The organism is Psychromonas sp. SP041, assembly GCF_000470315.2.
Classification (GTDB): Bacteria; Pseudomonadota; Gammaproteobacteria; order Enterobacterales; family Psychromonadaceae; genus Psychromonas.
Genome location: NZ_CBRF02000011.1, coordinates 71280 through 89110 on the forward strand (window position 1 = coordinate 71280; position 17831 = coordinate 89110).

Sequence of the window (17831 nt, forward strand, 5' to 3'; positions counted from 1 at the left end):
CTTTTATTTTGTCGTTACTAAAGACGGTTTTTTATCAGAAGAAGTGTTATTTCGCATATATTCGTCAAACATATCGTGATAGTTTTCAAGTGACTTAGCCGATACAGAAGAGGTAAAACGGCTCACACATAAAGTGACAAGAATATTAAACATAAAACCTGCAAAGCCAGGGCCTAATGGAATATCTGGTTTAAATATTGCCATAATAATCATTAAACCAGCGCCACCGATCAAACCAAAGAAAGCGCCTTTTTCAGTGACAAAACGGAAATGCAACATACCAAGAGCAGATGGAACCAGTTGTAAACCTAAACCAAAGCCTAATGCAGCAATAGGGACTAATAAACCAGCGCCACCAGGTGCAAGTGCCAATACAAGTATTAAGGTCGTTAAGCTTGCCACAACAATACGCGTCACCTTGGTACTTTGAGTGCTTGAAAGTGGTTCACTACGTAAGCTATTAACAACATCTTCAGCGACAATACTGGCAGAGGATAAAAGTTGACTATTAATCGTTGAAATAGCAGCGGCTAAAATACCTGCCACCACAAAAGCACCTAAGATAGGAGCATGTTCGGCAAAAACCAACGGTAAAATTGTGTCACTTGTTTCTTTACTGACACCTGGTGCAATACCAGGAATAACAGCAGCAGTACCTATCACTAAAGGTATGATAGCCATCATCCATGAGTTCCAAAAAGGTGTCATTACAGCCACTTTTCCTAATACTTCAGGTGAAGCCGCAGAGTAAAACTTTTGCCACATATGTGGTAGAACCCAAGCACCAAAACCAAGACCAAGCCATATTTCAACCATCTTCATTGGCTTGCCATTATTCACTAATAGCTCAGGCTTATAGGCTGCAACATTTGCAAACATATTAAACCCGCCAGCTAAATTACAAACATAGATAGCAGTACAAATTAAAATAGTGGCAAAGAAAACACCCATAAAGGTATCTGTCCATGCAGTGCCTTTAAAGCCGGCCCATAAAACAATGACACCAACCATAACTGAAGTAATAACAACACCCACCACATAAGGCACAGCACCGTCGGTCATCGTGTCTAAAGCAAGCGCACCGCCACTTACTTGAATTAACATCACTGGCACTAATGCAAAGATACCAATCACTGCTACCAAGGTTCGTAAGCGTTTACTTTCATAATAATGTTCAACCATTTGCCCTGGCGTAATAAAACCAAAGCGTTTTCCTGCTAGCCAAATTCTTGCACCAAAAAGCCATATAAAAACAGCATGGAAAATAGTCCACACGGCAAACCCAATAAACCAAACACCTTCTCGATAATAAGCACCAAAAGAGCCTAATAATGTCCACGTTGAAAAATAAGTTGCCCCCATTGAAAGTAATAATACAACGGTCCCCATACTACGACCGCCAATAACAAAATCTTCTGCAGCATCATTTTCAGATTGCTTAGCATTACGTTTAGATAGGAAAGAAATAAAAATAAAGACGCCAATGAATACGGCTAATATTGAAATAGTAATGACATTACCCATTATATTTCTCCTCACTGATTGGTTTGTTTTTTAACGCTTTCATAAAAGGTTTGAAATACAGTGGGTAGAGAGCGATAACGCATAACGTTAAAATAAGATTGCAGCCAAGTGTTAGAGCTAATGGCATAGGTAAACCAGCGATCATGACTGGTGCGTTAAAAATATCTAAATATGGCATAAAAGTTAATATTAAACATACGCACATAATTATCCATATAAGTACTCTTATTGTCTTCATTGCTAAACCTCTTAAGGTAGGTTGATTAATAGAGTGAAGGTGATTCCATTCATTTTTTATACTACTTGCTTTACCATGTTGCGAATATATTAATTATTAGCACATAGTGTTCTCAATAATGCAACAGGTGTGTATGATGGATATCGATCTAAAAACAGGTGGACATTGATTTGAAAGTTTCTTCATTTAAATATTTTTTAGCCGTTGCTGAAACAGGCTCTGTTCGCCAAGCTGCGAAGGATCTGCATGTCAGCCCATCAGCGATTAGTAGGCAAATTCAAAACTTAGAGCACAATTTCAAATCAACTCTCTTTGAACGTAAAGCGTTAGGTATGACGCTGACAGAAGAAGGACGCATTATAGAAAAACACATGCGTAGAACGATGAGAGAAATGGAAGTAGCGCAAGTAGAAATTGATGAAATACATGGTTTATTAACAGGTACAATTAACTATTCTACGATAGAAGGAGTACTTGATTCATGGATGTTACCTGCTATTGCTGAATTTCAAACCCGTTATACAGGCATTAAATTCAATGGAAGAATATATCCCTCTGATACTGTTTATCAATCATTAACAACAGATCAGGTTGATCTTGGCATCGCACTAGAACATGATATCCCTCATGAAGTTGACGTTATTAAACGATTTAAAACAGGCTTTAAAATCGCATTATCACCTAATCATAAGCTAGCTGATCGTGACACATTAGAGCTAGAAGAGTTAGCTCCCTTTCCTTTAGCTATGCTGTGTGAAGGCTTTCATACCCGGCATTTATTAGATACCTTAAGCACTCGTAATGGCTTATCATTTAACATTACTTTCGAATTAGATAATATCGAAATACTTAAGCAATTTGTTTTATCGACTAATGGAGCCACTATTTTGCCGGATTATTCCTTAATCACGGAAGCTCAAAATCATAGTATGAAGGTGATTAACATTAATGAAGGCGTCTTTCCAAAAAGCACGACTGTATTATGTGTACGAAAAGGGAGGTATTTAACCAAAGCAACTCGTCAATTTATTAGCTTTATTCGTGAGATTGATATTATATAACCAACGAATACTTAGCGGGTTTACTAATAAAGAATGACAAGATTCAATCTTTATAACGGTTTTCAACCTCATTACTTAATTGAATATAACTCACACTTAATTATTCAAATCACAATAAATCATTAATTGTTCATTTAACTTCAACAACCTCGGATGTTGCATTGTATTACTTATTTCAAGTTTAGCTTATTCGTTTGAAATTTTATCGATCGATTTATTCATTAAATAAAATGTCGACTTAATAAACATAACTCTAAATTTTCATAAATTGTGTTGTAATGTTCAAAAAAAATAAATTGTCACTAAAATGTAATCTAATACTTTTAAAGTCTCCAATCAAAAAAGAACCTAACTATTAAGTCGCTATTTAAAGGATAAGAAATATATGAATTATTTTAAAATGAGTTTAATCGCCATTGCAGTCACGGCATCAACAATGAGTTATGCAACCGTAACGGATACGAGTTATGACGATATTGCAGACAGCGCTCATTGGCAGTCTAGTAATAACGAGACCTCGTAGCTTATAAGTACATTAGAAGAAGATGGTATTGCAGTCTTTAATGATCAAGGCAAACAAGTCCAACATATCACCTCGAATAATGTCGCAGGTGTTGATGTGCGCTATGGCATTACAGCAAGCGATGGTCATAAAATAGATATTGCGGCTGTCGCTTTAGTGGATGAAAACGCGTTTGCTTTTTACCAAATTGATTCAAACAGTAATAAGCCTCTGCATAAAATTGGACAGTTCAGTGCGTCGATAAAGCTTGAAGGTGTTTGTTTAGCCAAAAATATTACAACTGGTGATGTTTACGTCAATGGTTTTTCCGCTGAAGGTGACTGGGTACAATTCAAATTAAAATACGATGGTAAAGCCATTCACAGTGCGATAGAGAATGACGGACAACCACTACCAGTAAGGTCAACTAAAGTAGGTGGTAAATTAAGTGCTTGTGTTGTCGATGACGGTACTTCAACACTTTATTTAGCGGAGCAAAATCTCGGTATATGGGAATATGGAGCAGATCCTGAAGATGTAAAAGAGCGTAACTTACTCGATGTTACAAAACCTATTGGACACATACGTGAAATAGAAAGCATTGATATTGCTTACCAAAAGGACGGTAAGGGGTTAATTATTGTCGCCGATCAACAAGAAGGTTTTTTACTTTATGACCGAGGCAGTAAAGCTTTTCTTAATCAATTTAATATTGATGGTATAGAAGAAGCAAAACTCGTTACCGTATCAAACAACGGACTTTGGATTGGTAATACAGAGTTAGATAATCCAATTTATCAGACATTATCTTTTCAAGCATTAGCTAAGCTTGGGTTGGCTCATACTCAGTATGAACAGAGTGCCGAATGGCTCAATAATGCAGAACTTAAAACCTCAGATCTAAAAATGGTCAAAGCCTCAGGTGAAACCGATCAGGTTAATAAAGGCGGGGATGCAGCGGATGATCCAGCACTGTGGTACAACCAAACTCAACCAGAACAGAGCCTTATCATTGCAACCAATAAAAAAGGCGGTTTATTAGCTTACGATCTCCACGGTAAAGAAGTGCAATATATCAAAGGCAGTAAAGTCAATAATGTTGATGTTCGCCAAAATATCAAAGGTGAAGATGGTCGTTTATATGATATCGCTGCGGCCTCTAATCGAACACTTAACACCATTGCGCTTTATGCCATTACACCTTATGCCACTAAGAACGACTCGTCAGATAATAAACTAATGAGCATACTTGAGGTTGTCGGTAAAAATCGTCATAACGAAGCGCCTGAAATCACCTCTTCAATGGAAGACATTTATGGTTTATGTATGGGGCAATCACCAGAAGGTGTCCCGTATGTCTTTATTAACAGTAAGAATGGTGCAATAGAGCAATGGAAAATTACCGTTAATAACAATAAAGCGACCGGAACTTTAGTTAGAACGTTAAAGGTATCGAGCCAACCTGAAGGATGTGTCGTCGATGATAGAACACAAAAACTTTACGTTGGTGAAGAAGACGTTGCAATTTGGGAGTTTGATGCAACAGAGCAAGGCAGCTCTGAAGCCACCTTATTTGCTAGTGTTGATGGTGACCATCTTGTGGACGATATCGAGGGGTTAACTATTTACCAAACAGAAAAGCAAAATCTGTTATTAGCTTCTAGCCAAGGTAATAATACCTATGCGGCTTTTGACCTTAATAACCAAGGAAAATTTATCAGCCACTTCGCGATTATTGGTGATGATAGTAAAGGAGTCGATGGCACCAGTGATACTGATGGTATTCACGCTGCCTCATACAACTTAGGCTCAGATTATCCACAAGGTGTATTCATTGCCCAAGATTTTTACAATCTAAGTGATCAATACCAACCTTTAAATCAGAACTTCAAAATAGTTGATTGGCAAGATATTCAAGCAATATTAAAATAACCACATCGTGTTTCACTCTTTTCAAATGCTCAGATACGATTTGAAAAGAGTGAAAACATTCATTTCAATAAATGAGCAGCTCTCACGATAAAATGACAACCAAAAAATAAATTATATTTTTAGACTGAAAAGTATGACAGGAAATCCGATAGAGCAGACATTACAATTAATAATTTTTGGTCTATTTACAGTGAGTTGAATTACTGGACTACCTTATTCTGATAGATAACTAAGCTACCATACGGTCATTTAACTTTTAAAAGTGCACTACTATTAAAAAAGTAAACATTATTAAGGCTAATAAAATTGGATTCTGTCGAGCAATACGTCAATGAAAAAACGTGTTCGCTTTAGGAAAACCAATACAACTTTGGCACTTCATTGAATAAATTTTTCATGTTTTTTAATCTGATTAAAAATAATTTAAAAATAAATGCTAATTAATTGTAACCAAACTTTAACGAGCGGCATCTAATACATAACAACACTTTAGTTGCTAATTAATTATTTATTATTTTGGAGTTATCAATGAAATCTTTATTAAAAATTAAAACGGTCGCAGGTTTTTTAGTTGCACTATCTTTAATGACATTTTCTTTAATGGGTAATGCAGCAACAGCTGTAAAAACCGGTGAATTTAGTGGCGCTAATGATCATATTACTACAGGCCAAGTAAGCCTTGTGCAAACACCTGAAGGTTATGCAGTCGTTTTAGGTTCTGATTTTTCGCTTGATGGTGCTCCAGATCCTAAAGTTGGTTTAGGTAAAAATGGTCAATATGATCCAAAAGCACTATTAGGAAAGTTGATTTCTCACAATGGACAATCAGCTTATATAATCCCTGCATCTGTTGATGTTAATAACTTTGACGAAGTTTTTATTTGGTGTGACCAATTTAGCGTTTCTTTAGGTTCAGCTAAAATTAAATAAAGTTATTCAGCTAAGTCTTTTTAATAAAGGCTTAGCTTCCTCTCTTGTTAGTTTCTTTAAAAAACAATTTAAAATTTTAATATTTATCCTTAATGTCATGAAGTTAATAATTTCATCGATTATATAGTCACAACACTCCCAACAGCGCTTTCTTGTATACCTTAGTTTCTGGATTTTTCCATAAAAGTTAGTTTAATTAATGGATAAAAATTATTGATTCTGTGACTTAATATTATAAAAATAGATAGTTGAGCATTTTAACAATAATAATCGAATGTATAATTAAAGTTTTTGTGTACCATAATAAACTTAAACTTTTATTATCATTAAAATTGGCTATATAAACGAATGGATTTGTCTAAAAGAATTAATACGGATTTAAGTGAAGATGAATTAATAGTTCAACTAAAAAAAGGCAATGTTGACAGCTTTGAATTTATTGTAAGAGAATACGGTGGCTATTTATTAATCATTGCAAAACGATATCTAACCAGTGAAGCAGATGCTCAGGATGCGGTACAAGATACTTATTTACACGTGTTTAGTGCTATTGTAACCTTTGAAGGACGTTCTAGCTTAAAAAGTTGGTTGCATCGAATTGTCATTAATATTTCCTTAATGAAGATACGTTCAAACAAACGTAGACTTGTTGAGTTGATCGATGATAATGCTTCTTTCTTTGATGCTAATGGTAAACGAATTGAAACAGAGACTGAAATCACATTATCACTGGAAAAATTAATGGCTGATGATAGCCAACGAGAATATATTAAAACCCAAATAACTCAGCTTCCTCAAATGGCGAAAAACCTTTTATTATTAAAGGATATAGAAGGTTATAGCACAAAAGAAATAGCTGAATTATTGGATATTTCTTTACCTTCAGTTAAAACGGGTTTACATCGCGCAAGATTATTATTAAAGAAAAAGATCGAACATCAATTACGTTGAGCTATTATGAATATAGAAGATAAATCAAGTTATCCATCACAAGAGCATTCGATTAGTTGCGAAAGCTTCGACACCTTTATCGTTGATTATATAGACGATAACTTACAAGATAACCAAAAACGCATTTTTATACATCATTTAAATGAATGCCCGGCTTGTAGAGTATATTTAAAAAATTATGAGTACCGTATCCAATTAAGTAAATCCATATTTGCAAATGATACAGATAAAGCAGACATTCCAAACCAATTGGTAGACGCTATTTTAGCCGCTAAAAAACAAACAGATTAATGACTCAATGGCACTTTATTTATTACAATAGTAATAAATCACCAGTAGTTATCTAACAAGACTTCTGTCAGTTTCACAAAATAACGGTGTAAATCAGTGGCTATACCTACTGATTTATCACCCAAAGCCGTTATCGGTGACATCACTAAATCAAAAGGTTTGATAATCCTTTTACGATTGCAGAAATCTAAATTTAGCGCAGAAAAAACAATACAATTCGAGGCGTAAATTGAAGTAAATGGTTGTTCTTTTTTACCAAATTTACAACAAAGAAGTGAGTTGTTTTAACAAGCAAAATAGATCAGCTATTTATCGGAGTTGGTATTAATTAGGCGGTCCAACAAACGTTGTAAATATGCCGGTAATAATAAGTACAAAAAACACAATAAATATTTCCACCCCAATAGATAACTTCAATTTATCCACATGTTTTTTTTCAGTTATTTTAGGAACTAACAAGAACTTATGTAATGCGCCAAGCAATAGCATAAGACTAACGAGCAGTAGCTTTAATAAAATTAACTGCCCATAGCTTGAAGTAAATAAGGTTGAAAATGAATGTAAATACTTCCACAGTAAAGTTAAGCCTGAAATGATTAATATAAACACAATCCCAATAGCTAATTTACCAAAATAATGCATTAAACGTTTTACATCTCTAACAGGCAATAACGTGCAGGTTTTATAAAGGGGCAACAATGAACCAGCCCAACTAGCAACAACAAGAAGATGAAAAATTAATATGATTTTTATTAAATTATTTTCTCCAGCACTATGTCCTGTAAAAGTGAATGTATAAGCCATAATGCAAAGAGTTATTAGCATAATAAGATTGTTGCTATAACTGGAAAAATGACTTTTAGTTTCAACATTCCACATAAATGTAACAATTAAAGCAACAATAAATACTGGGATTCTAACGGCTGCCTGTTCACCTATAACCGACTCCCAAGTCATTTCAAGCATAAAAGGATCAAATATTCCTACAAAGCCTGACTCAGCCATTGATCCAGCTTCTATCGGTACTTGCAATAAAACAGAAATACTGCCAATTGCCAAACACGTAATCTGATAGCGCTTTAAATATTGATAAAAGCTGGTTGCTTGTTTTTGCTCAATATTACATCTAGCGCTCATAAAGCGTATTAATAAAGTACCCGCCAGTGTTGCGGTTGAAAAATAACTTGCTAGTTTTAACAAAAGCAAAAGCACTGACCATTCATTTAATTGCATCATATTACGTCTTAATTACTGTGCGCGCTGTGTGCTGTAGATTGCCCATGCATTCCTTTTTTATTAGGTTCCATCTTATGTACCATAAAACCAAACGTCTCAGACATCTTATGACCATCATCACCTAAAGCTATCCATTTAACGGTATAATTACCTTGCTCTAAGCTTGGTAATGACCAGATAAACTTACTGTTAGGTGTAGAACTTGGCTCAAAACCAAAATTAACCGGTTGATTATTTACGTTGTTAATAGTGACTTTTGCTAATCTTATATCGCTACTAAAAGTTAATGTAAGTTGCTCAGGGCTTTGCATTAACATTGCCTGTTGTGCAGGTACCGACTCCTTAAGTGATATATGCGCTGACGCCGAAAAAGTTAATGCTAAACCTAACGTTGCTGCTGTAATATTAAAAAAATTCATATTTACCTCTTATTTAAAAATAATTAAAACCAAAATTTAAGACCCACAACGAGAGCGGTATCGTGACTACTTTGTCCATTTTCTTTGGCAAAGTCAGCGGTGCTGCCGAACATATTTGTCCATTCAACACCTACATAAGGTGCAAATTGACGAGTAAACTCATAACGCATCCGAAAGCCAAGTGCACTTGATGATAAACCGCTTCCTAAATCATTTTGTTTATCATCTTTGCCATATAGCGTAATTTCAGCACGTGGTTGTATAATTAGCTTTTGCGTGAGTAGTAGCTCATATTCGGCTTCCAACGTAAGAGCGGTATTGCCTCCCTCACCGACATACGCTGTCATATCAAGTTCAAACCAGTAGGGCGCTAAACCTTGTAAGCCAAAAGCCAACCATTGACGATTTTCACCTTCTTTATTGTAATCAAGGCGAACACCTGCTTGAGTATCCCAATATGCTGATACGGCGTGTCCCCATAAAATATCGGTTTGGTTTTCTTCAAGACTTCCTTCGCTAAAATCACCCTCGGTTTTAATTACCAATCGGTCAAAGGTAGTGCCGTACCATGCTTGTAAGTCAAATACACCTGCATTGGCTTGCTCGTTGTATTCAAAGCGGTCCCCTATTAATGCATAAAATAGATGCTCATCAGCGAGTGTTAATCGCTCGTTACCTTCAAGCGCATATGGGCCTTCTGTTAAAGTTGTTCCCGCAGAGTAAGCATGAGGGTCTCTTGCATCTTCAGGTGCATCTCCTGCTTGTGGTTGCATCATAGCGCTATTCATTTGTGCCATTTCATTTTGCGCTAATAAAGGGAAACTAATTAATGAAGCTCCAGTTAACATTAAAAAACTTAATGATTTAGATAGTTTTAATTGTTTCATGATACGACTACCTCTCTAAACATACCCGCATCCATATGGAATAATAAATGGCAATGCCAAGCCCAGCGCCCCACATCGTGAGGGGTGGTTAAAAAGCTGATTCTTTGTGCGGGTTGAACAGGAATCGTATGGCGTCGAACTTGTACATCACCTTGCTCATTTTCTAAATCACTCCACATACCATGCAAATGCATAGGGTGTGTCATCATGGTATCGTTTTGCAAAATAACTCTTAAACGTTGGTTATGCTTCATGTGTACTGGCGAGCTTTTACCAAACTCTAAGCCATCAAATGACCAGCTATAACGCTCCATGTTGCCGGTTAAATGCAGCTCAATTTCAGCTTCTGGCTCTTGCTGGTTAGCGATACCCTCAAGTGAGTGTAAATCTGCAAGTGTTAAAACATGGCGACCATTTTTACGTAAACCAATACCGGGATCATCAAGATTTGTTCTAGGCATATCAACGCGCATATCAACTGAAGCTCCATACTCCGTTTTTGCATGACGCACTTTAGAGCTGGCAACCGCCAATGGGTTTTCAGACATTCCATGTTTGCTATGATCCATCGCCATTGCACCGTGCCCCATAGCGCTATGATCCATTTCTTTAGAGTTCATACCTGACATGTCTGCCATACCAGCCATTGCAGAATGCTCACCGCCGTGGGTCATATTGCCCATCATATCGGTCATCGTTAACCATTCAACAGGGTCAAGTGCAGGTACTGGCGCATCAATATTAGGCGAGGTTGATAAAGTCCCTTTTGCGTAACCAGAGCGATCCATACTTTGAGCAAAAATCGTATAGGCATCATTTTTAGGCTCAACAATTACGTCGTAGGTTTCACCAGGGCCGAATCTAAATTCATCAACTGTCACTGGTTCAACGTTTTGCCCATCTGCTTGTACAACCGTGAGCTTTAGCTCGGGGATACGCACGTCAAAAAAGCTATTACTAGAGCCATTAATAAACCTTAACCTAAGCTTTTCACCGACTTTAAATAATCCACGCCAGTTTGCCATTGGAGTACTACCGTTCATTAAAAAAGTCATTGCTGATGCAGATAAATCAGCTAAATCTGTAGGGTTCATTCGCATCTGATTCCACATTTTTCGGCGCTGTAGAGCATTTGAAATACTGCTGCTTGAAACGTCATCGAAAAACTCTGGAACAGTGGGTTGATTGAAGTTAAATACATCACTCTGTACTTTTAATTTACGGAACAGCGCCATTGGGTCATCATCAGTCCAATCAGATAATTGAATAACATGCTCGTTATCTGCACTAATAATATCGTTTTCTCGCGGCTCAATAATTAAGGCACCGTACATACCTGTCATTTCTTGAAAGTCACTATGTGAGTGATACCAATATGTACCGCTTTGTTGTAGTTTAAATTTATAAACAAAGGTTTCGCCCGGCATAATGCCTTTAAAGCTGATACCTGGTACGCCATCCATTTGATACGGTAAAATAATGCCATGCCAATGAATTGAACTCGGTACTGATAACTTATTTGTTACTCTAATAGTAACGTCATCACCTTCTCTGAGGCGCAAGGTAGGGCCGGGAATAGACCCATTGATAGTTGTCGCCATACGTACTACGCCAGTAAAGTTAACCGGCGATTCATCTATAACCAGATCAATGACTTTACCGCTAAGTTCGGGCACAGTGCCTGTTATTGTTCCTGATGTTAGAGATGATGTAGCATTTAATATACTAGGGAAAGCAGCAAGTACACCACCTGCAATTAATCCTTGAACAAATCGTCTTCGTGGCGTGGAAACATGTTGTAATGATTTTTTATACCCCATTTCCTTACTCCTTTGTATGTATAATAAATATAGAGTAAATATAGAGAAGCAACATGTCTTGAACATGACGTTAACATGACAAAGTTGTAATCAAGAGGTGAGATATACTAATTAAAAAAATACATCTTCAATTAGTAATCCAATGGTGAGGGCGTTTTTATATCAACCTTTAAATAATTTTTTAATGGGAGGGCTTATCTGAGAGAGCTGAAAATAGAACTTGTATTAAGGCTCAAGGTTTATTACTAAATACCATAAAAACAGCCCTCTTTAATCGGTACTAATTGATATGATATTGACTATAAACTTGATTTTTACCATCCATATTAAATGCAATCACCTGATATGAGTCCGTATTACCAGGTACATCCATACCAGGAGAAGACGCAGGCATTCCAGGAACAGCAAGCCCAGCAACAGAAGGCTTATCTCGCAATAGTCGTTTAATATCTTGAACGGGTACATGTCCTTCAATTGTATAACCTTCAATAACAGCGGTATGGCAAGATACAAGCTCAGGTGTAACTCCAAGCTTTTTATTTATTTCATTGTTATTATTTTGCTCAACAATAATTATTTTAAAACCAGCGTCTTTCATTTGTTCCGCCCAAGCAGTACAGCAACCACAAAAAGGAGATTTATATACGGTTAACTCTGTAGCTACTGCTGCAGTGCTAAAAAAAGAAACGATTAATAATATTTTTCTGATTTTTTTCATTTTGGGCCTCATAATTCCTATCTTATTTGTAAATCACACGCATTTTAAGATGAACATACGACTTATATTATTGATTAACATAATGTAATAATTTCATTTTAAAATTAACTTATCTTTAATAAATTTAATTGAAAATGTCGTTAGTTTATTTTCAGAGCATACTGATAATGTAGCGTTATGAGCATCAATAATAGAGCGAGTAATTGCTAACCCTAAACCTACACCTTCATGTTTCCCATGAGTACGAGATTTATCAACCCGATAAAAGCGCTCAAATAAATGGATTAAATCTTTTTTATCAATGGTATTACCTTGGTTTTCAAAATCAATCGAGATTGAATTAGGTAAGTCAAAGATGCTTACATGTATTTTACTATTCTCATAGCTATGTCGAATTGCATTAGAAAGTATGTTGCTAAATGCACGACGCAGCATTAATTGGTCGGCAATTATTTTGGCAGAGCCACTAATTACTAGAGTTATATTTTTATCTTCTGCAAGCGCCTCATAAAAATCAAAAAGATCCTGAACTTCCTGTTCAATTTTAAGCTCTTTTTTGGTTAGCATTAAATGATGATTATCTGATTTAGCTAAAAATAGCATATCCGTTATCATTCTAGATAAGCGTTCATACTCTTCAGAATTCGATGCTAATATATCTACATATTCCTTACTCGTTCTATTTTTACTTAAACAAACTTGTGTTTGTGTCATTAAATTATTTACAGGTGATCGTAACTCATGTGCAATATCAGATGAGAAATTTGATAGCCTTTCAATCGCAACTTCTAGCCGCTCAAGCATATTATTTAATGTATATGATAATGATTGAATTTCAATTGGTAACTGCTTAGTTGGCATACGTCGACTAAGATCTTTCATTGAAATAATCGATGCTTGTTCACTTAATCTAATAAGCGGTAATAAGCCTTGGCGAGTAATTAACCACCCTAGTAATGCACTCACTACCCCAGCAAAAATAGTGAATTTAATTAATATATTATTAAAAACTCCCAGAAATTGTTGATGATGATTAATATTAATCGCTAATGTTCCAATTAACATTCTATTAAACTCACCTGACTTTTCTAATATGAAATTTACACTTAGATAATGATTTCCACCATCCTCCCAAGTAGTCGCTTGTTTATTTTGGATATTAATTTTTAAACCTAAATTACTTTGAACAAAATTCACTCCTTCACTACTATATAAGGTTTGCATTTCATTTTTGATTAAAATAACAAGCCCTGCATGACGTTGCATACTATCTATAATACTAAAAAGATTATCTTCAGCAGTTTCATTATATAATTCTTTTAAAGTGCTAATTTTATCCTCAAGTACTAACTTATCCTGCTCAACAAAATGGTCTTCAATAGCGTTGTTGATCAAGAATGCAATACCCGTTAATACAATAATAATGGCAAGGCTAAAAAAAAAGCTAATACGTAAAGTTAGAGAATGCTTTAACATTGATTAAATCCTTTCTTGTGTCTCTAGGACATACCCCATTCCACGAATAGTTTGTAATAGCTTAGTTTCATAGGGTGCATCTATTTTATTACGTAAACGACGAATTGAAACATCAATAACATTTGTATCACTGTCAAAGTTCATATCCCAGACCTCTGAGGCGATCAACGCTCGAGATAATACTTCTCCTTGATGGCGCATAAATAACTCTAATAAAACAAACTCTTTCGCTGTTAATGCAATGTTATTACCTGCTCGTTGGACTCGGCGACGTAATAGATCTAAATCTAAATCTGCAATCGTTAATATATTTACATCTTTACTATTATTGCCTCTTTTTAAAATGATCCGTATACGTGCAAGCAGTTCTGAAAAAGAAAAAGGCTTTACTAAATAGTCATCAGCGCCAAGCTCTAAACCTCGAACCCTGTCTTCAACCTTATCGCGTGCAGTTAAAAATATAACAGGTGTTTCAATACCTTTATTTCGAAGCTTTCCAAGAATGTCCCAACCAGAAATATCCGGAAGCATGACATCAAGTATGATTAAGTCATAAGATTCAGTTGAAGCGTAAAATAAACCATCAATTCCATTTTTTGCTAAGTTTGTTACAAACCCTGATTCTGTTAATCCTTGCTGTAGATATTTGCCTGTTTTAGATTCGTCTTCGACAATTAATATCTTCATTCAATCATTCCTTTCATACATTATTTTTATGGGCTCTTTTATAATATATTTATTATGAAAAGTTTCCTTTTCAGAGCTGATTCTGATTGTCCTGATCATAAACAAGAAAATGCCTTATTATTATTTGACAGATTCAAGTTTTATTAAACTCACAATTAGGCTCCTTATTTTAGTACCGCATGTATTCAATACAATAGCACTATCATAATGAGTATAGGTCTTGAACGAGCAATGCCATTTAAAGTAACTTCAATAGTACCGAAGCTCTCAAATTTATTGTCAATAACTACCGTCATACTATCTTTGTTATTAGCTTAGCCCCTTTGTCCAACGAGTTAAAAGTTTAGAAGCTAAACACTACTATTGATCACCGACACATTTATTCAATAGCATTATGTTTTACTAATATTAAAGAGTGTTTCCCTTCTATAAAGTGACAGCAAAATGACAATGTTGTCATTTTCACTTTATTGAGGCGAAGATATAAAAATAAACAGAAAAACTACACTTTATTAGTGTTATTCATATACTCAGTAGAAAAAGTGAATATTTAAATTTTTATAGTAGAAATGTTCTATATGAACAGATACAAACGGATATATTCATATAACGCATTCTTCTGTCATATAAAATGGCAAAAAATAATGAGGGTTACTTACACAAAGACAGAAAATGAAGGGCTAGTCAGTATTATTGTTCTCAATGAAGTATTTTAGATTCACGTTAAAAATGTAATAACTAAAAATGAGTTATTAATTGAGTAACAAAGAGAGTACTTCAATAAATACTCTCTAATTTATCAATTTATTAATCTTTTTCTTGGTAGTGGAATTTAGTGTTAACAACTCCCTGATAAACAATTTGGCCATTTTTATTCATCGATTCATCTACCGAAACATAAGAGTTATCTAAATGAATACTTGATTGTAAAGCATTCCATACTTTTAATTCTTGACCTAATTCAACACTAGATTTTTTTATTAATACTTGTAGCTTATTGTAACCATTTTCATAAGCTTCTGACTTACTGCTCACAAAAGGAGTAATTATCTGTCTATCATTGTTACGAGTTGAATAATGACTGTTATTAAATTGTGTATGAGCCAATGCTTGTGTACTTATTAGAGATAGGCTTGACGTTAGTAATAATGCAGTAATAATAGCTTTCATGGTATATCCTTAAAATATAATGGTATGTTTGATTGTATCTCTCTTTAATTCCCTTCCAGAATAACAATACTTAGCTGACGCTTTTAGGTCATTAAAATGACAAAAGAGTCATATTCAAAATTTATTTTTTTATTGAAACTTTCTTGACCATCCCCCTAGGGTAAGGGTTATTTTTATTGAGCAATATAAATACAATAGAAAGATAAGAATAAACAGCGATAGAGAGTCACGATATAACTATCATAAGAGACATCGCTGATACGTTCTCAGACCCTTTCAATAAACGATGAAAATATAGAGCAGATGATTTAGTTTGTTAATAAGCTAGCGTACAAATAATCAATATAACTTAAATTATTATTAGCTTTTCATTTAGTCCTAATATGTTGGAAATTTTCACATCATCATTAAATTTAGGAGTTAAAATATGAATAACTTCAATCACAGAGTTGGTGTTAATGAAGAAAATATCGTCAACCGAAAATTACAATTAACAGGGGTTAATGAACAAAATTATTCTTTTATTTATGCTGAAATCAACAAGACTTTTGGGGTAGATAGGATAAGTATAGATTTACTCTCAAATAAATTAGATATCAGTTATGACGCCACCCATATTAATTTAATCACAATTGAGAATATACTATCTGTACATGATATCAGTGTAACAAAAAATTGGTGGAATCGAACAAAGGAAAGTTACTATAAATTTGTTGATCAAAATATTATGGAGCAAAAAGATCACAAAGAAGTTTGTTGTCACAAGCCGCCAATAATCCCTAAAAAAAGTAAAAAGTAAAAAGTAAAATGGTAATAATTTTCTGGCTAATCGCTTCTAATATTTTTATTTAGCATCATGTTTAATAGAAATTAATAATACTAACCTAATATTAACGGTTTAAGTTTTGTCATCGCAATGTTGAAGAATACCCATTATTACCTTTCACATGAGGTAGTGTATTGGCATAGTAAAAAATTTAAAGGCGGCTTTTAAAAAACACTAAGAGCTAAGGTAATGAATTTGATGGAATTAAAACGAAGGCAAACTTTAACAGCTTATTGAGTAACTCACTTTTCCCCTAATACCTGTTTAGAAACTTCAGATACCCATCTGAATCCATTAACCATTATAAGACTGGCATTGAACTATGCTCTCGAAATAATCTAAGTGGATGTCGAGCATATCACGACTTACAAATCATAAAGATAGTGACCAAGTTAATTTACCAATGTGAAGCTTGCTTTTGAGAAAAGAGATCATGTTGATTTTACCAATTGAGATATTTTTAGGTCCTATTGGCTCTCTTATTTTTTAATTAATACTATGGGCACTATGTTAATAGTGTGGACGTAGAGTAGGATAAGACAATCTATTTATTTGATTTCTAATTATATATGTTTGTATTTGTATAGAGATTTTATTTATGCAAGTATACAGGGGTAGTGTACGTTAAACCTATTAAGGGCAATCTATGAAAATAAATACTTCCGGTCACCATGTTGATATTACTGATAGCATTAAAGAGCACTTAGAAGAAAAATTCGCTAAAGTATCTACTCACTTTCCCTCGCTTATCTCGCTCGATATTATCATTTCCAAAGAGCATGGTGAGTTTAATGTTGAAATTCGCACCAATTATGAAGGAACTAGCCTTGCTGCTAAAGGTAATGACCCAGTTATGTACCCTGCTATTACAAGTGCCGCTAAAAAATTAGATACCGTGTTAAAACACCGTAAAGGTCAATTAAAAGCAGATTTACATGAAAAGCCTGAACTGATTGAACCTGAAAGTACGGATGAAGTAGAAGAAGAAATTAACTAAAATTAACCTACTTTATTAAAGAACCCTCTTAAAACGCAGCTTACGCTGCGTTTTTTTGTTTGGGCATTATAAAAACTTCACAGAGTCTTTCATTTTAGCTTTTTACCTTTTTACCTTTTTACCTTTTTACCTTTTTACCTTTTTACCTTTTTACCTTTTTACATAA

Annotated in this window: 17 protein-coding genes and 1 pseudogene; 8 read left to right on the forward strand and 10 right to left on the reverse strand. The window is 34.6% G+C overall.

From position 1 onward, the window contains the following. Window positions 1-3: 3 nt before the first annotated feature. Window positions 4-1524, reverse strand: coding sequence for a sodium:solute symporter family protein (locus SP041_RS08020; protein ID WP_205961184.1), 1521 nt, complete (start codon window positions 1522-1524; stop codon window positions 4-6). A gap of 408 nt (window positions 1525-1932) precedes the next feature. Between SP041_RS08020 and SP041_RS08025 the strand changes: the two genes are divergently transcribed. From SP041_RS08025 to SP041_RS08045, 6 genes are all read left to right on the forward strand, one after another. Next, on the forward strand, window positions 1933-2823 hold the full coding sequence (locus tag SP041_RS08025) for a LysR family transcriptional regulator (RefSeq protein ID WP_137297542.1): 891 nt from the start codon (window positions 1933-1935) through the stop codon (window positions 2821-2823). 385 nt (window positions 2824-3208) lie between these two features. Continuing rightward, the gene (locus SP041_RS21050; protein ID WP_205961185.1) at window positions 3209-3346 is read left to right on the forward strand and encodes a hypothetical protein; all 138 of its coding nucleotides are present in this window, start codon (window positions 3209-3211) and stop codon (window positions 3344-3346) included. Window positions 3347-3349: 3 nt separating this feature from the next. After that, window positions 3350-5257 carry a phytase gene (locus SP041_RS08030; RefSeq protein WP_276607146.1) on the forward strand — a complete coding sequence of 636 codons (1908 nt, stop codon included), beginning with the start codon at window positions 3350-3352 and terminating at the stop codon, window positions 5255-5257. Between the two features lie 528 nt (window positions 5258-5785). Continuing rightward, the gene (locus SP041_RS08035; protein WP_137297543.1) at window positions 5786-6187 is read left to right on the forward strand and encodes a DM13 domain-containing protein; all 402 of its coding nucleotides are present in this window, start codon (window positions 5786-5788) and stop codon (window positions 6185-6187) included. Window positions 6188-6541: 354 nt separating this feature from the next. After that, window positions 6542-7138, forward strand: coding sequence for a sigma-70 family RNA polymerase sigma factor (locus tag SP041_RS08040; protein ID WP_170968531.1), 597 nt, complete (start codon window positions 6542-6544; stop codon window positions 7136-7138). A gap of 6 nt (window positions 7139-7144) precedes the next feature. Next, on the forward strand, window positions 7145-7429 hold the full coding sequence (locus SP041_RS08045; RefSeq protein ID WP_137297545.1) for a zf-HC2 domain-containing protein: 285 nt from the start codon (window positions 7145-7147) through the stop codon (window positions 7427-7429). 62 nt (window positions 7430-7491) lie between these two features. Here SP041_RS08045 and SP041_RS08050 read toward each other — a convergent pair. The 9 genes and pseudogenes from SP041_RS08050 to SP041_RS08090 all read right to left on the reverse strand — a co-directional run. Further along, a pseudogene (locus SP041_RS08050) lies at window positions 7492-7620 on the reverse strand (IS4 family transposase); the annotation flags it as partial. A gap of 133 nt (window positions 7621-7753) precedes the next feature. Next, window positions 7754-8665 (reverse strand): CopD family protein, encoded by a 912-nt coding sequence (locus SP041_RS08055; RefSeq protein WP_240791437.1) that lies wholly within the window; start codon window positions 8663-8665, stop codon window positions 7754-7756. An 8-nt stretch (window positions 8666-8673) separates the two neighbouring features. Then, entirely contained in the window at window positions 8674-9084 is a 411-nt protein-coding gene (locus SP041_RS08060; protein WP_137297546.1) for a copper resistance CopC family protein, read from the reverse strand. A gap of 23 nt (window positions 9085-9107) precedes the next feature. Continuing rightward, window positions 9108-9971 (reverse strand): copper resistance protein B, encoded by an 864-nt coding sequence (locus SP041_RS08065; RefSeq protein WP_137297547.1) that lies wholly within the window; start codon window positions 9969-9971, stop codon window positions 9108-9110. After that, window positions 9968-11791 carry a copper resistance system multicopper oxidase gene (locus tag SP041_RS08070; RefSeq protein WP_137297548.1) on the reverse strand — a complete coding sequence of 608 codons (1824 nt, stop codon included), beginning with the start codon at window positions 11789-11791 and terminating at the stop codon, window positions 9968-9970. Before SP041_RS08070 ends, SP041_RS08065 begins: the two co-directional genes overlap by 4 nt. A gap of 280 nt (window positions 11792-12071) precedes the next feature. Continuing rightward, window positions 12072-12509 (reverse strand): DUF411 domain-containing protein, encoded by a 438-nt coding sequence (locus SP041_RS08075; RefSeq protein WP_137297549.1) that lies wholly within the window; start codon window positions 12507-12509, stop codon window positions 12072-12074. 93 nt (window positions 12510-12602) lie between these two features. Beyond that, window positions 12603-13985, reverse strand: a complete 1383-nt coding sequence (locus tag SP041_RS08080) for a heavy metal sensor histidine kinase (protein WP_137297550.1) — start codon at window positions 13983-13985, stop codon at window positions 12603-12605. Window positions 13986-13988: 3 nt separating this feature from the next. Further along, window positions 13989-14672: a heavy metal response regulator transcription factor gene (locus SP041_RS08085; protein WP_137297551.1), complete on the reverse strand. Its 684-nt coding sequence runs from the start codon at window positions 14670-14672 to the stop codon at window positions 13989-13991. Between the two features lie 807 nt (window positions 14673-15479). Next, window positions 15480-15842: a DUF3316 domain-containing protein gene (locus tag SP041_RS08090; RefSeq protein ID WP_137297552.1), complete on the reverse strand. Its 363-nt coding sequence runs from the start codon at window positions 15840-15842 to the stop codon at window positions 15480-15482. 427 nt (window positions 15843-16269) lie between these two features. On the opposite strand from SP041_RS08090, the gene SP041_RS08095 reads away from it, so the two are divergent. Together SP041_RS08095 and raiA are read left to right on the forward strand one after the other, a co-directional pair. Next, a complete protein-coding gene (locus SP041_RS08095; RefSeq protein ID WP_025563292.1) occupies window positions 16270-16641 on the forward strand; it encodes a hypothetical protein in 372 nt (123 codons plus the stop codon). A gap of 673 nt (window positions 16642-17314) precedes the next feature. Further along, a complete protein-coding gene (gene raiA, locus SP041_RS08100; RefSeq protein ID WP_037048215.1) occupies window positions 17315-17665 on the forward strand; it encodes a ribosome-associated translation inhibitor RaiA in 351 nt (116 codons plus the stop codon). Window positions 17666-17831: the final 166 nt, after the last annotated feature.